The 15,400-nt window shown below is 50.5% G+C and carries 9 protein-coding genes; 5 read left to right on the forward strand and 4 right to left on the reverse strand.

Features of this window, described 5'->3' with window-relative positions; all coding sequences use genetic code 11:
- Positions 1-1,742 (forward strand): collagen-flanked surface repeat-containing protein (locus tag HMPREF3090_RS01090; RefSeq protein ID WP_168140242.1); only part of this gene is annotated, 1,742 nt, incomplete at its 5' end.
- Between the two features lie 173 nt (positions 1,743-1,915).
- On the opposite strand, the gene nadC is transcribed toward HMPREF3090_RS01090, so the two are convergent.
- From nadC to HMPREF3090_RS01110, 4 genes are all read right to left on the reverse strand, one after another.
- On the reverse strand, positions 1,916-2,761 hold the full coding sequence (gene nadC / locus HMPREF3090_RS01095) for a carboxylating nicotinate-nucleotide diphosphorylase (RefSeq protein WP_067973397.1): 846 nt from the start codon (positions 2,759-2,761) through the stop codon (positions 1,916-1,918).
- Between the two features lie 594 nt (positions 2,762-3,355).
- The gene (locus HMPREF3090_RS01100) at positions 3,356-3,547 is read right to left on the reverse strand and encodes a hypothetical protein (RefSeq protein ID WP_067973390.1); all 192 of its coding nucleotides are present in this window, start codon (positions 3,545-3,547) and stop codon (positions 3,356-3,358) included.
- Entirely contained in the window at positions 3,540-4,286 is a 747-nt protein-coding gene (locus HMPREF3090_RS01105; RefSeq protein ID WP_067973387.1) for a hypothetical protein, read from the reverse strand. The genes HMPREF3090_RS01100 and HMPREF3090_RS01105 overlap by 8 nt, the downstream gene beginning before the upstream one ends.
- A gap of 442 nt (positions 4,287-4,728) precedes the next feature.
- Positions 4,729-8,721 (reverse strand): choice-of-anchor I family protein, encoded by a 3,993-nt coding sequence (locus HMPREF3090_RS01110; protein WP_070485749.1) that lies wholly within the window; start codon positions 8,719-8,721, stop codon positions 4,729-4,731.
- A 720-nt stretch (positions 8,722-9,441) separates the two neighbouring features.
- Between HMPREF3090_RS01110 and HMPREF3090_RS01115 the strand changes: the two genes are divergently transcribed.
- The 4 genes from HMPREF3090_RS01115 to gltX all read left to right on the forward strand — a co-directional run bounded on the left by HMPREF3090_RS01115 (position 9,442) and on the right by gltX (position 15,154).
- A complete protein-coding gene (locus HMPREF3090_RS01115; protein WP_067973379.1) occupies positions 9,442-9,978 on the forward strand; it encodes a dCTP deaminase/dUTPase family protein in 537 nt (178 codons plus the stop codon).
- Between the two features lie 30 nt (positions 9,979-10,008).
- A complete protein-coding gene (gene radA / locus HMPREF3090_RS01120) occupies positions 10,009-11,391 on the forward strand; it encodes a DNA repair protein RadA (RefSeq protein ID WP_067973376.1) in 1,383 nt (460 codons plus the stop codon).
- A 150-nt stretch (positions 11,392-11,541) separates the two neighbouring features.
- Positions 11,542-12,705, forward strand: coding sequence for a PIN/TRAM domain-containing protein (locus HMPREF3090_RS01125; protein ID WP_067973369.1), 1,164 nt, complete (start codon positions 11,542-11,544; stop codon positions 12,703-12,705).
- Positions 12,706-13,684: 979 nt separating this feature from the next.
- Positions 13,685-15,154 (forward strand): glutamate--tRNA ligase, encoded by a 1,470-nt coding sequence (gene gltX, locus HMPREF3090_RS01130; protein WP_067973366.1) that lies wholly within the window; start codon positions 13,685-13,687, stop codon positions 15,152-15,154.
- Positions 15,155-15,400 lie beyond the last annotated feature (246 nt).

A 15,400-nucleotide genomic window follows, 5' to 3' on the forward strand; every position in this document is an offset into this window, starting at 1 on the left:
CCACAACCACGACGGTCAAAGACGGTAAGGATGGCAAGACCCCAGAAGTCGGCGTGAAAGACAACGGTGACGGTAGCCATACCATCACCATCAAGAATCCAGATGGCACGACCACAACCACGACTGTCAGAGACGGTAAGAATGGTCAAAACGGTAAAGACGGCCGCGACGGAAAAGATGGTATCGACGGTAAGACTTTTGCCCCAGTCGTTGAGAAGGGTCAAGACGGCACCACCACCATTAAGTTCTACCCAGTAGATCCTAAGACTGGCCAGCCAGATACTACGCAACCAGCAGTCGCAGAAGGTTCCGTTAAGGATGGCCGTGATGGTAAAGACGGTAAGGATGGCAAGTCACCACAAGTTTCTATCCGAAACAATAACGACGGCAGCCACACCATTACCATCAAGAACCCAGACGGCACCACCACCAACACCACTGTCAAAGACGGCAAGGACGGTAAGTCCCCAGAAGTGAGCGTCAAAGACAACGGTGACGGCAGCCATACCATTACCATCAAGAATCCAGATGGCACGACCACAACCACGACGGTCAAAGACGGTAAGGATGGTCGCGATGGTAAGGACGGTAAAGACGGCCGTTCCGAACGCATCCGGACTGAAAAAGGTAAGGATAGCCAAGGCAACGAAGGCGTTTGGGTCATCATTACCGACGACAAGGGCAATGAATTAAGCCGTGAATTTATCCGCGACGGCAAGACCCCATCTGTTAAGGTGGAAGAAGGCAAGAACAGCCGCGGTGATTCTGGCCAATGGATTATTGTCTTCGACGGAGACGGCAATGAAGTTTCCCGTGAATTTGTCCGTGACGGTAAAGACGGCGCTTCATCAAGCCTCGAAACCGTTCCAGGTAAGAATGAAAAAGGTGAATCCGGCCTTTGGGTAATCGTTAAAGACGGTGAAGGCAATGAATCCAGTCGTCACTTCGTCCGCGATGGTAAAGACGGCAAGGACGGTAAGGATGGCCGCAGCGTACAGAAGATCTACAACCGTGAAGGTAAACTGATCATCATCTTCTCAGACCACACCACGGAAGAGATTGAAATCCCATGCTGCAAACCATGCCCAGAGTCTCCAAGAACACCAAAACCAGGAGACCCAACACCAAACGTTCCAACCAAACCAGAAACTCCGAAACCAGGTGAGCCTAAGGTACCGAATGATCCAAAACCAGGTGAGCCTAAGGTACCTGGCACTCCAAACCCAGGAGTACCAAGTGTCCCAGCTGATCCTGGAAAACCAGGCCAACCAGACCCAGAAGTACCAAGTGTCCCAGCTGACCCTGGAAAACCAGGTCAACCAGACCCAGAAGTACCAAGTGTCCCAGCTGACCCTGAAAAACCAGGTCAACCAGATCCAGAAGTACCAAATGTACCGGGCAACCCAACACCGGAAGTACCGAACGTACCGGGTAACCCAACACCAGAAGTACCAAGTGTACCGGGTAATCCAGCACCAGAAGTACCAACTGTACCAGGCAACCCAACGCCAGAAGTTCCAAGCCAACCAGAACAACCTGCTAAGGTTCAAGTAGAAGGTGTGACCTACCCTGCAACGACCCAAGTTCGTCAAGAAAACAAGGACCAGGCCACACCAAAACAAGCCAAAGCTAAGACTCTGCCACAAACGTCTTCAACCAGCCAAGTATCCACCGCAGCACTCGCTGTCTCCCTCCTCGCAGGGGTTGGACTACTTGTCTTCCCAATGAAGAAAGAAGACTAGTCTCTGACTTAAGGCAAGGTCAAAGTAAAAATTAGCGAGCTGGAAAGCTTGAAAAAAGCCCATCTTCGAAAGTGAAGATGGGCTTTTTGTTGGTTATAAAATATTTATGAAAAGAGCCTCCAAACTTGACTGCTCGGCCAAGTCTGGGGGCTCTTTTGTTTGAAAGGTAATTTTTAATTGACCCGGAAATTTTTCATGCTGAGGTCCAGGATGCCGGCAGAGTGGGTGATGGAGCCGGAGGAGATATAGTCTAGGTCCAGGTCTTTTATCCGAGAGACGGTGTCGGCTGTCATATTACCGGAACCCTCGATAATGGCCCGGCCGTTGATATAGGCAATGGCCTCCGCCATCTGGTCGTGGTCCATATTGTCCAGCATGATGATGTCCACCCCGCAAGCGACCGCTTCCTTGACCATGTCGAGGTTCTCTGTCTCCACTTCAATCTTATGGATGAAGGGGTCGACCTCCCGGACCGCTTGGACAGCCGCTGTGATCGATCCCGCCGCGCCGATATGGTTGTCCTTGAGCATGATGAGGTCAGACAGGCCGTGCCGGTGGTTGTAGCCGCCGCCGACCCGGACCGCATACTTCTCTAGGTTGCGAAAGCCCGGCGTCGTCTTCCGGGTATCCATCAGTTTGATGTTGGACCCTTCGAGAGCATCCACAAATCGCCGCGTTGCCGTTGCAATCCCCGATAAGCGCTGCAAGTAGTTCAAGGCAACCCGCTCCCCAGTCAAGAGGGTGGTGGCCTTGGCCTGGATGCTTAAGATGACCTGCCCCTTTTCAATCCGTTCGCCCTCCTGGATGAAGCTATCGAACTGGCTGTCTTCCTGGAGATAGGTGAAGACTGCCTGGAAGATGGGCAGGCCACAGAGCACCCCCTCCTGCTTGGCAATCAGGTCCACCGTCCCTGTTTGGCCTTGGAAAATAGCCTCCGAGGCCAGGTCATAATAGGGCACATCCTCGGCCAGGGCTGTCTCAATGAGGGTTTGCAATTCACTGTCTTTTAGGGCTAACATAAGCATCCTCCTAGGTCTTTTCTTCAATTATAGCATAGTCTAACCTATTCGCCTGGGATGAGCCCAGTTTGTATTCTTCAAAAAGGGGCCTAGACTTTAGTGAAGGTGGGAGGAGCAATCTTTGTTCATAGGCTTTGAGTGTGGGGCTCGGCAACTTTTATTTGGAAGCTCCGATTGAGTGTAGGCCCCTGTCAATCTTCGTTGCAAAAAGAATTACTCTAATAGATAGAAGAAAACAAGCTAGCAAGGGCCTTGCTAGCTTGAAATCCTTATTTTTTAATTTTGACCACACTTTACTTGGCGCTTGGTATTGGCTCGCCAAGTTCCAAATAAGAGCATGGTTTGGGAGTTGTGGCCCATTAAGTTCTAAATGAAGGCTCTGTTTGGGAGTTGGGACTTACTAGGTTCCAGATAGGGGCTCTGTTTGGGACTAGCAGTTCGCCAAGTTCCAAATAAGAGCATGGTTTGAGAGTTGCGGCCCATTAAGTTCTAAATGAAGGCTCTGTTTGGGAGTTGCGACTTACTAGGTTCCAGATAGGAGCTCTGTTTGAGACTAGCAGCTCGCCAAGTTCCAAATATTCCTCACACCCTTCCTTATTCCAACCCCATATATTGTCCGAAGGTGAGGGCGATGAAGGCGAGGAGGAGCATGATGCCGGCGACGGTTTTGAGTCGGGCTTGTTCCATGGCGGTCATGCCTTTTTCAGACCGGCCCTTGACCATGATGTAGATATTGATGCCGATACAGAGCAGGGCAAAGAAGGTGCCCACAAGGTTTTTACTCATTACTTTCTTCCTTTCTTGAAGGGATGTAGGACTTGTTTTCAGCCGAGGCGAAGTCCTCATCTAATTGTTGGTCGGAGAGTGGCCGGTACTTGATCTTAATGGAGCTGACCAAGTTTTTCTTGGACGCCTTGTCCTGGCCGTGGACCCGCCAACTGACCTGGCGGATGCCGGAGCTTTGGCTATCGATGAGGAATTCGACGCTATGGATGGCATCGTTCTGATAGCTGCTGGCCCCGCGTTGGTTGATAATTTCAGTCAGTTGTGGATTCTTCCCCTCATAGCGGATAATCTGCGTGGGCCCGAGCTTGCGTAATTGGGCGTCGCTATTAATTTTGTGGAGAATTTCCAGCATATTTTCATAGGGAAAACGGTGGACCCGCTCTTCCAGGGCCTGGGAGGAAGGGCTCAGCTGCCAATCGGATTGGTCATCCAGCTGGCTCTCTTGGAAAACGGTTTGTTTGGGATTGCTGATGATCTGGAGGATGCGGTCCCCGTCTTCTCCCTTATTAATTAATTTGCCCTCAGTTCCCCGCTCCTGGCTGTAGGTCGCCATACTCATCTGGTTAAAGATTTCCTTGTCGCCCAGCTTCTGGTCAAAGTCAGTGCTAGTTTGATAAGTCGTCATCTTTTCCGCCGCTTGGTCAATTTGAGCCAAGAAGTCATCACTCGACTGAGATTGGCAGGCTGCCAAGAAGAGGCAGAGGACAGCGAGGCCGAGGTAGTGGATGAATTTTTTCACAGTGATCTTCCTTTTTGGACTATTTTACTCCTCTTATTCTATAGGAAAGTCGCCCACAATGAAAGCTTTGTCGATCGCCAGGCGAAACGGATAAATATCAACAAAAACGCTTATCAGTTGTTGATATTTATTGGTTAATAATCAAAAATCTATACCAATTATTTTTGAGCAGAAGTGGAGCGTTGAAGTTGGCCCTTAGCCATGAACAAGCAAGCGGTGTGAATTACGGCTAGTAGGTCCATTTTTGTGGACCGTACTAGCCGTTTGAAGCTCGCTAGGCGAGAGACTCTGGCTCGAGCCGGTGCCATGGCTCTTCAAGGGCCAAATTCAAAAGCGGAACGCATGCTCACCAACACAATAAGTAAAAAATAAAAAATACCCCAAGCTATCTCCTGACAAGATAACTTGGGGTAGGAAAGGGCCTCTAAGCATTTAAATCAATTTATTTTTTGGACCGGCTGGGTGTCTTCGCAATGGTGAATAAGAAACCAATACCGGCTAAGGCCAGTCCCAGACCTAGGCTGGCGCTTTGGCTAGACAATTGTGGGAGGCCTTCTTGGTGACCAGGGTCTGCCTTGGCCTTGCTTGCTGTTTTCTGGTCTTTCTGGCTGCTAGTTGCAGGGTCAACTGTTACTTGAACGGCCTTTTGACCAGCTGGGCGGATGTTTTGATCCTTGCCAGTTTGGTTTCCGGCAGAGCCTTGTTCCGCCTGGCTTCCAGAGCTTGCTTGGGTCGCTGGGGCTTGGTCGCTTTGACCGGTCCTTCCTTCTTCTGGTGTATTTTCTAAGCCAGTGTTTTGACCAGAGCTTGGCGTTTGGCCCGTTGAAGTTGGGGTCGATGTGCTAGTCTGTCCTGGCTTGGTGCTAGGATCAGTAGAGACGCCGGTGCCGGGCTTTTCGCTGCCAGGTTGGTTTGGCTCTGTGGTCACTTTTGGCGTTTTTAAGCGGTAGTCGGCAATAGTTCCGGAAACTTCGTAGGCTGCCAGTAAGTGGGCGTGGCCATCTTGGGACTGGTCAGCGGGGATGAAGTAGAGGCCTTCTGGGGACACATCTTGGAAGCTTGGGTCATAGATGTAGTCGACGAAATTTGGCTGGTAGGGATCGCTGACGTCATAGACCATGATGCCGCCTGAACGTTCCAGGGCGATGAAGGCATAAGGCTTGCCGTTTAGGTAGCCCACAACGGCTGTTTCAGGTTCAGACCCCTTGTTATCGCTTCGGGAATCTGGGTTAGGCAGTCTTTGCCCCTTTTCCACTTCGATTTCACTGTTGAAGAGGTCAGGATTGATGGCCTGGATAAGGCGTTCGAAGTCATTGCCGCTGTCATAGATCAGTTCCAGGTCAGAGGCGCGAACGATGGAGAAGGACCGGCCCCCGAAGGCAACTAGGGCGTTATGGGTGTCCCCTGTCTTGAAGGGGTGGGCGGTCGTGACGCGGAGGCGGCCTAGCTGGCCGTCATCGAAGAGACCTTGGGCAACGGCCTGGTCGAGTTCTTCTTGAGTATAGCCTTGGTAGTAGGAGGCATCGAGGTCGATGAGGCCAGCCTTGGCAAGGTATTTCACCCGAACTTCTTCGGAATAGCCGCTGTAATCTTGGGAATCCCCTTCATTGGGCAGGATCAGATAGGACTCTCCGTCCACTTCGAAGAGGGCGATGGCATCTGGCTGGTGGAGGGCCAGGACAGGTACTTTGCGGGATTCGTGTTTGTCATCGCGGTCGGAAGGATCCATATAATCCGCTTCGAGGGAGTGGTCCTTGTAACCGAGAGACTTAACCAGGTCAAATTTCCGTTCAGGGATATTGAACTTGGCGATGGCATTCACTTCCTGCAAGCTGACATAGGCGTATTGGTCCTCCTTGTCGATCACCAGGTATTCTGGTTCCATATTGCGGGCAAAATGGCTGGCATCTGGACCAAGTTGGCGGAGGTCTTCTGGCATGTCTGCCTCAGTTAATTCAATCGTCGTCACTTGGTCTTGGCTAATGGTGGAGAAGTCTGCTGGGATTTCGATAACAGAGAGCCCCCCAGCTGGGTTGACGGTGTAGTCGTCGTTGGGTTCCCCTTCATTGGTCACAAGTACCAGGTCGCCTTTGTGGGTAAATTGCAGGTTATCAGGCAGGGCACCGACTTGGACATGGTTGATGTAGTTCCCGTCAGCAGTGAAGAAGGCGACATTACCTGGATCAGTTTTCTCGAGGGCTGGCGCAGCGACCGCAAAGATTTGCCCGCTCGGATGGAGGGCGATGCTGGTCAGGTCGGAGGCAGTTAGGCCCAAATCCTTAAGCAGGATACGACGTTGGAGGGGCATGTTACCGGCTTGGCTAGCATCGATAATGTCGATGGCCTTTTCATGGCCGTTAATGGAGTAGATCGTTTCTTGGCTTGGGTTGTAGACCACAATTTCGGTCCCACCCTCGTCAAAAGGCGCCCCACTTTCATAGCGACCGACTTCTTCAACCTTGAAGGCCTCGTTATCTAGACTATGGATCTGACGACCGGAGTCATCGGTCTTGGTTAATGTAGCGTAGTCGGCCTGGGTGATTGGGATGATTCGGTCTTGGGGGAGTGGGTCGGCATATTGCTTCAAGAGCTCTTGGCCGCCTTTTTCGATATGGGCCATCACGACTTGGTCTAGGGAAGGCCCCTCTTCTCGAGCGCCACTTAGCATGTCATAGCCGTCCCCACCTTGGGCCAGGAAGTCATTGGTGGCCATGTAGTAAGTCTGGCTGGTGTCCTTAGGGATCAGGGCATAGTCGCCGGTCTGCGGATCGCGGAGGTAGACGCCCAGAACGCGCTTGTGGCGGTCTTCAGCTGTTGGATCGAAGTAGACCTTGATATCTGATGATACCTGTAAGAAGCCACCCAGGGCATTGAGGGCAGGCAGGCCGGAATCTTCATCGATAGGGTCTACCCGGTTGCCTTCTGCCTCGCTACCGAAACCTTCTGTGGTTGGGGCTGAGTAGGCCAGGTTGAACATGTCGTAAATTTGTTGGCCGGTCACTTCGATTTGGGATTGGATGTTACCGAAAGGCAGGACAGCGATGACATCGCCTTCTGTGATGGGCTCATCTTTAGCGATTTCTTCGCGGATTCCCCCGCCATTGATCATAGCGAAGTCGGTCGGATTGTTGAAGCCCCCTTCCCGGCCGTAAGCCACCATGGCGTCCGTGATGAGGTTGCCTAGGTTGGTTTCGTGCGAGCGGACATAGTTGCAGCGGCCGTTGAGGAAGACGGGATTGGAAGCCACTAATTCGCGTGAGGTTTCATTGTCATAATCGGCCCGAGCTTGGTCAATCAGGGCTTCGATTTGTGGGTCGGTCTTGCCATCTAAGCTCTGGCGAACTTCTTCAGCAGAAACTAAGCGTCCCTTGGCTGAGCCAGGTTTTGTCGGATCGAATTGGATGACCCCAATATTGTTGAGGGCGGTCCCGGTTTGGGCATAGTAGACATTGCCATAAGTCTTGCCCCCTGGAACGGCGGTATGGGAGTGGCCGTCGATCAGGATGATTTGGTAGGGGTCAAAACGTTCTAAGGCATCTAAAGCCTCAGCAAGTCGGTCGCCGCGCCATTCGGGACGGGTGGCAGGGTCGATCCCCAGGTGGGCGAGGACCACATAGGCGTCTTCCTGGACGCTCTCATCGTCTAAGAGGCGGTTGAGTTCCTTGATAGTCGACTCAATCGGTGGCGCGAAGGTCATACCTTCCACGTTCTTAGGGTGGGTCTTATAGGCTGTTTCTGGTGTCGTCACCCCAACCACACCCAGGTTAAAGTTATTGGTGTGGACGTTGACAGAAGGGTTGAAGACGGGCTGGCCATCTTTTTCCACATTGGCAGAGAGGACTGGGAAGCCGAGGATATCCTCGTAGGACCGGGCAATCTCTTCGCCAAAGTCGAATTCGTGGTTCCCCACGGCTATGGCATCGTAGCCTGCTTCCTTCATAGCTTGGGCCATGGTATGTCCCTTATCGTGGTTGGATAGAGGCAGTCCTTGGAAGGCGTCACCAGCGTCAAAAACAGCGTCCGCTTGGATCTGGTCGAAGTAGGCGGAAGCTTGGGCCATACCGGTGACTTTTTGCTTGTCGGCAGACCCTTCTGCTTCCAGGCGGCCGTGCATGTCATTGGTATGGGCGATGGTGATCAATTGGGTATTGGTAGCTGGTTGGTTGGGGCTGGGCTCCTTGGCGCTAGGAGCTGGCTGGTCTGTTTCAGTAGAGGCTGGGGTCTCTGCTTCCGTACCGGGCTGGACTTCTCCTGCACTTGTACCGCTATCACTAGTTTCTGGGTTAGATGAGGTCACTTTCCCTGTCGAATCAACAGGGTCGGTGGTTACTTCTTGGGCCTCAACGTCTTGGCTGGCCAAGCTAAAGCTGGTTAAAGCGAATAGGGTGGTCAGTAGGATGCGAGGGCTTTTTTCTTTGATGGCTGGGCGTTTCATAGAATCCTCCTTAGTCTGATATTAAGTTCATCCTATCAAAGGATTGTAAAAAGTCGGTATGCTTTATGTAAAACTTAGGTAAATCCTGGTTAATGCTGCTAGTGAGCATCCGTTCCGTTTTTGAATTTGGTCCTTAAATTTTAGAGGGTCAAGAACGGCTAACGCCGTTTTGTACTATATCCGTAAGTCGCTTACGCTCCAACGTCTATAGCAACACCGGTTCGAGCTAAGGTCTCTCGCCTAGCGAGCTTTAAACGTCTAGTACGGCTGACGCCTACTATACGTAATTCACATCGCTTGCTTGTTCATGGCTAACGACCACAATCAAAGCTTCACTCCTGCTCATTGCTAATCTAAATTGTTTAAATTCAATCCTAGTTGTAATGCTCAATATAATCTGCAACATCCTTTTCTAATTATTCAAATGTTTCATAAGCTTTTAAAAGATATATTTAACTTTAATAGTGCCCCTAGAAATTTTCTATAGGCCCATTATAAATATAGTTTCTGACTTGTAATTTACTTTGAATGAAGTGTTTGCGATTAATAAATTTAAAAAAATAAAATATGGATAGGAAATTTTTTTAAAAGGTCTGAATGAGTTTTAAATTCAGATTTTGGTCAGAGTCTAGGATTTATTTAAGCTTGGGAAAAGCGCTTGCTTAAATGCTTCAATTATATGAAAATAGACATAGCATATTATTTTTAAGGAGGAAGACCATGCGTCAACGTGGATTTGAAGTGATTCAAGATTATGCCGAAGCTGGCATTAACTTGCCCCAGCGTGCGACTAAGCAAGCAGCGGGTTATGATATTGAGGCTGGGGAGACGGTAAGGATCCCTTCTTTTTGGCAGGGGGCCATTCGTTATGTCCTTGCCAAGTGGCCTGAATTTAAGGGGAAGGACTGGGGCGAGCTCAAGGAAGAGATTATGAAGCCGACCTTGGTGCCAACCGGGCTCAAGGCCTATATGGGGGCGGATGAATACCTGCAGCTGACTTGCCGGTCCAGCAACCCCCTCAAGCGTTACCTGACCCTGCCGAATGGGATTGGTATTATTGACAGTGACTACTATAATAATGCGGGCAATGAAGGCCATATCTATGTGCAATTGTTAAACTTCGGCTTGCGAGATGTGACGGTTAAGAAGGGGGAACGGATTGCCCAAGGGATCTTCCTCCCCTTCTTGAAGGTTGACCAGGACCAGGGAGACCAGGCGTCTGACCGCCAAGGGGGCTTCGGGAGTTCTGGCCAGTAAGTTGTGAGAGTAAGGAAAGGAGCGTCATAAATGGCGAAGAAGGATAGGGTCTTATACACCTGCCAGGCTTGTGGCTATGAGTCGCCCCAGTGGTACGGGCGCTGTCCCCAGTGCGGGGCTTGGAACCAGATGGAAGAAGAGCGGATCGGTGGCGAAACGATCCGCCATCCCGAAGACCGGCGTGCCTACCAGCGTGCCGACCACAAGGCCCAGCGTATCAATGAAGTCAAGGGCGAGGAAGAGGCCCGGACCCAGACGGACCTGGTGGAATTGAACCGGGTCCTCGGGGGCGGAGTTGTGGCCGGGTCGCTGGTCTTGATTGGGGGCGATCCTGGGATCGGTAAGTCCACCCTCCTTCTCCAGGTGGCCACCCAATTGGATAAAAAAGCCGGCCCCGTGCTCTATGTTTCTGGAGAAGAGAGCGTCCAGCAGATCAAGATGCGGGCCGACCGTCTAGGCTTTGAGGCGGCGGACTTCTATGTCTTCGCTGAGACGGACATGTCCATGGTCGAAGCGGCCATTTCGGACATCAAGCCAGACTTTGTCATTATCGACTCCATCCAAACCATGATCCAGCCGGACTCGAACGGGATGGCAGGTAGCGTCTCCCAGGTCCGGGAAACGACCCAGCGCTTGATGACCCTGGCTAAGACCAGTCAAACCGCCATCTTCATTGTGGGCCATGTGACCAAGCAGGGGAATATTGCCGGGCCACGGATCCTGGAACATATGGTGGATACGGTCCTCTACCTGGAAGGGGAGAAGTATAATTCCTTCCGTATCCTGCGCGCGGTCAAGAACCGTTTTGGATCCACCAATGAGATTGGCGTTTTCGATATGCAGGAAGATGGCTTACACGAAGTCGCCAATCCCAGCCAAATGTTCCTAGAAGAGCGGCTGATGGGGGCTAATGGGTCAGCGGTCGTGGCTTCCCTGGAAGGGACCCGGACCCTCTTGACTGAGATCCAGGCTCTGCTCACGCCAACTGCCTTCGGGAATGCCCGGCGGACGGCCAGCGGTCTCGATTATTCCCGGGTCACTCTGATTATGGCTGTCCTCGAGAAGCGGGCGGGCCTCATGTTGCAGAACCAGGATGCTTATCTGAAGTCAACCGGCGGAGTCCGTTTGGATGAGCCGGCCATTGACCTGGCCATCGCTGTTGCCATTGCTTCTTCTTATTGGGAGAAGGAGACCCAGCCTACCGATTGCTTTATTGGTGAAATTGGCTTGACGGGCGAGATCCGCCGGGTAAGCCGTGTGACTGACCGGATTGCGGAAGCAGAGAACATGGGCTTTAAGCGGATCTTTATCCCTTATGGCAACGATGACGCCAAGCTCCACCATGGCAAGATTGAAGTTGTTGCGGCGAAAACCCTGCGAAATGTTCTTAATTTGGTTTTTCCACGCGACTAGTGGCCCAAAAATGGAATTAGTGATAAAATACAAAGAGGTCTTTAGCAAGAAAATAAGTTCTCCTTATCATAAGGCGTTAATTTTTCTGGATAGACGGAAGAACTGACTGGCAAGCTAGGGCCTCTACATTACATTAAAGGAGGTGACGACATGGAACAGAATAAATGGAATACAGCGGTGACGGCTTTATTTTTAATTCTAGGGGCAGGAACAGGCTACTATTCCCTACCTAAGTTTTGGCAATTATTTAATTTTCAATCGTCTTTATTGAATCAACCCATCGTCAATATGCTTTTAGGCGCCCTTATTTTTTTCCTTGTCATTGTCTTATTACGTCCGGTTTATGACCGGTTTTTGGAACGTTTGCGCATCGAGATCGAGAAGCTTTCGTTATCTAATATCCTTCTCTATACCTTAGGCGTTGTGGCAGGGCTCACAGTGGCTTGGCTAGTGAGTTTGCCGATTTCAGCCTTGAATTGGCCGGTGATCTCTAACATCCTACCGATTTTACTTTCGGTCCTTTTTGCCTATATTGGCTTTATGACCATCCGCTTGAAGGGGGGCGACATCAAGGCCTTCTTCTCCAATATGACCCTGACCCGGCGTGATGTGGTAGAAGGGACTAGCCAGGAGGAGGAGAAGTCTCAGCCAAGCCCAGAAGAGGAAGCCGACCAGGAAGAATTGGCCCTCTTGGAACCCAAGGACTTCACGATTTCCTTCAAGCCTTACAAGATCTTAGACACCAGCGTGATTATCGACGGCCGGATCTTAGATATTTTGAAGACAGGCTTTATCGAGGGAGTGGTCGTAGTCCCTAACTTCGTGCTCAAGGAGCTCCAGTACATCGCGGATTCAGCAGCTAGCGAGAAAAGGGTGCGCGGCCGTCGAGGCTTAGACGTCCTCAACGAAATGCAGGCCTTGGACGAGATTACGGTGGAATTCTATACCGGAGACTTCGAAGAAGAAGAGGAAGTCGACTTGAAACTGATCCTTCTAACCAAGAAATTAGATGGGGTCCTGGTCACCAATGACTACAACCTGAATAAAGTCAGCCAGTTCCACCAAATTAAGGTGCTCAACATCAACGAATTAGCCAATGCTATGAAGACCGTTGTCGTGCCCGGCGACCACTTGTCCGTTCGCATCCTCAAAGCAGGAACCGAGCGCCAGCAAGGCGTCGGCTACCTCAACGACGGCACCATGATTGTGGTCGAAGAAGGCAAAAAACACATGGACGAACACCTGGACGTCGAAGTCACCAGCGCCATCCAAACCAACGCTGGAAAAATGATCTTTGCGAAAATTGTAGAGTAAGGGTGTGAGGGCTGGCGGTTAGCTTTCCTTCACTGGAGCAAGTCACCAGAGCAGTCTGAAAGACTGCGGCGGAGACTTGTGAAGTGACAGGAAAGCTGCCAGACCGAACCCGACTACTAAGGGTGTGAGGGAGCGCGGGTAGAAGTGGACCTCTGGAGCAAAGCAACAGAGAAGACTAAAAGTCTTCGGCGGCTTTGGGTGAAGAGGAGCTATTTCCGCTAGCTTGAACCCGACTAGGGTGTGAGGGCTGGCGCGCAACCCACAAGCAGACCTCAGGAGTGTGGGTTGCCGTCGCTTAACCCCCAAACAAGGTTTTCGAGTGTGGCTTGGTAACCTTCAACCCACAAACAACCCTCAGGAGTGTGGGTTGGAGACGACCAATCCACAATCAGGAGGCCTGAATGTGGATTAATAAAGCGAGTCCAAGTAAAATATGGCACAATTAGTGGTAAAAATATAATATAAGGATCAACAAGCTAGCGAGACCTTGGCTAGCTTGTTTTCATTATGGTGAGTGGAGGCAGCTTGTCTATCTGCTGGCCAAGTTTTAAACGGAGTCGGGATTTGAGAGTAGTCGGTGACCAAGTTTCAAATGGAGTCGGGGTTTGAAAGTAGCAATGGCACAACTTTTAAATGGAGTCGGGGTTTGAGAGTAGCAGCGGCACAACTTTTAAACGGAGCCGGTGTTCGAGAGTAGCCGGCGCCTAACTTTTGAATGGGGCTAGCATTTGAAAGCTGCCACCAACCGACTTGCCTCTTTGCCAGTTACTAACTAGAAAAGGGGTCTCTTAGAGCCTGATCTGCTAGAAGCTAGCTATATTTTTCTCATGATTCTAAATAAAGTGGATTTTCTGCGGGGAATCTGCTCAAGAAATTGTCGTAAGCTGGGGATTGCGTTATAATGGATAAGGAAAACTGTTCCTTCTTTAGGAAGGGCGTTGTATTAAGCAAAATTATTTTGATGAGGAGAGAAGTTTGAATGGCAGATAAAGTTAGAGTACGCTATGCACCGAGTCCAACTGGGCACTTACACATCGGGAATGCGCGTACGGCATTGTTCAACTACCTATACGCACGTCACGAAGGTGGCGACTTCATTATTCGGATTGAAGATACGGATAAGAAACGGAATATTGAAGATGGGGAGAGCAGCCAGTTAGACAACCTGACTTGGTTAGGGATTGACTGGGATGAAGGTCCGGATAAACCGGGCGAATATGGACCTTACCGCCAATCTGAGCGGGACGAGATCTACCATAAGTACCTGAACCAACTGCTTGAACAAGGCGATGCTTACTATGCCTTCGATACGGCTGAAGAATTAGAAGCCGAACGGGAAGCCCAACGTGCTAATGGCGAAATGCCTCATTATACCGGTACTTGGCGCGACCGCAGCCAGGAAGAAATCGACCAAGCGCGCGCTGAAGGCCGTCCTGAAACCATCCGCTTCCGCATTCCTGAAGGCCAAACCTACCGCTTCGATGATATGGTCAAGGGTGAGGTTAAGTTCGAATCCAAGGACATCAGTGGGGACTTCGTGATCTTGAAGAATGACGGGTCACCAACTTACAACTTCGCGGTGGTTGTCGACGACCACTTGATGGCTATCACCCATGTTCTGCGTGGGGACGACCACGTGGCCAATACCCCTAAGCAATTGATGATCTACGATGCCCTGGGCTGGCAAGCGCCTAAGTACGGCCACATGAGCCTGATCACCAATGCAGAAACCGGGAAAAAGTTATCCAAACGTGATGAATCTATCCTGCAGTTTATCGAACAATACCGCGACCTGGGCTACCTTCCTGAAGCGATGTTTAACTTCATTACCCTGCTCGGTTGGTCACCAGTCGGGGAAGACGAAATCTTCTCCAAGGAAGAATTTATCGAAATGTTTGACCCAGACCGCTTGAGCAAGTCACCAGCAGCCTTCGACAACAAGAAGCTGGAATGGATCAACAACCGCTACATGAAGGAAAAAGATGCGGAAGCCATCGCAGACCTGGCCATTCCTCACCTTCAAAAAGCCGGTCGGATCTCTGACAATCCAAGCCAAGAAGAGATGGAATGGACTAAGAAATTGATTTCCCTCTACCAGGATGAAATGTCCTATGCAGCTGAAATCGTTCCGCTCTCAGACATGTTCTTCCACGAAGACTTAGAAATTGCGGATGACGCCAAGGAAGTTCTCGAAACGGAAACCGCCCCAGTTGTGGTCCAAGCCTTCCGCGATAAAGTGGATGACATTGAACCTTTCACGGAAGAAAACATTATGGCGGCGATTAAAGCTGTCCAAAAAGAAACCGGCATTAAGGGTAAAAACCTCTACATGCCTCTGCGAGTGGCAACATCTGGTGAACAACATGGCCCTTCAATTGGCTTAACCATTGAAGTCTTAGGTAAGGACAAGGTAAAACACCACCTCGACCAAGTACTCGCTAAATTCTAAAATAAAAACAAGTCAAAAAGCGGCTCCTTTCATCGTCTGAAGGGAACCGCTTTTTTGATTTATTTAAAAACAATTTATTTTTATCTTAAGATTTGAATGAATATCATCGAGCTTTTTGATTCAGCGATTAAATTTTGAGCAGGAGTGGAGCTTTGAAGTTGGTCGTTAGCCACGTATAAGCAAGCGAAGCGAATTACGGAGCGTAGGCTTCGGCCGTACGGTCCGTTTGAGATTTGCTAGGCGAGA

It is taken from the genome of Aerococcus sp. HMSC23C02 (assembly GCF_001806805.1).
GTDB lineage: Bacteria > Bacillota > Bacilli > Lactobacillales > Aerococcaceae > Aerococcus > Aerococcus sanguinicola.

Bases quoted from the DNA above. Each gene is read 5' to 3' on its own strand.
- nadC (WP_067973397.1), bottom strand. From the start codon at position 2,761: ATGTTAGCCCTAAAAGACAGTGAATTGCAAACCCTCATTGAGACAGCC.
- HMPREF3090_RS01100 (WP_067973390.1), bottom strand. From the start codon at position 3,547: ATGAGTAAAAACCTTGTGGGCACCTTCTTTGCCCTGCTCTGTATCGGC.
- HMPREF3090_RS01110 (WP_070485749.1), bottom strand. From the start codon at position 8,721: ATGAAACGCCCAGCCATCAAAGAAAAAAGCCCTCGCATCCTACTGACC.
- HMPREF3090_RS01115 (WP_067973379.1), top strand. From the start codon at position 9,442: ATGCGTCAACGTGGATTTGAAGTGATTCAAGATTATGCCGAAGCTGGC.
- radA (WP_067973376.1), top strand. From the start codon at position 10,009: ATGGCGAAGAAGGATAGGGTCTTATACACCTGCCAGGCTTGTGGCTAT.
- HMPREF3090_RS01125 (WP_067973369.1), top strand. From the start codon at position 11,542: ATGGAACAGAATAAATGGAATACAGCGGTGACGGCTTTATTTTTAATT.
- gltX (WP_067973366.1), top strand. From the start codon at position 13,685: ATGGCAGATAAAGTTAGAGTACGCTATGCACCGAGTCCAACTGGGCAC.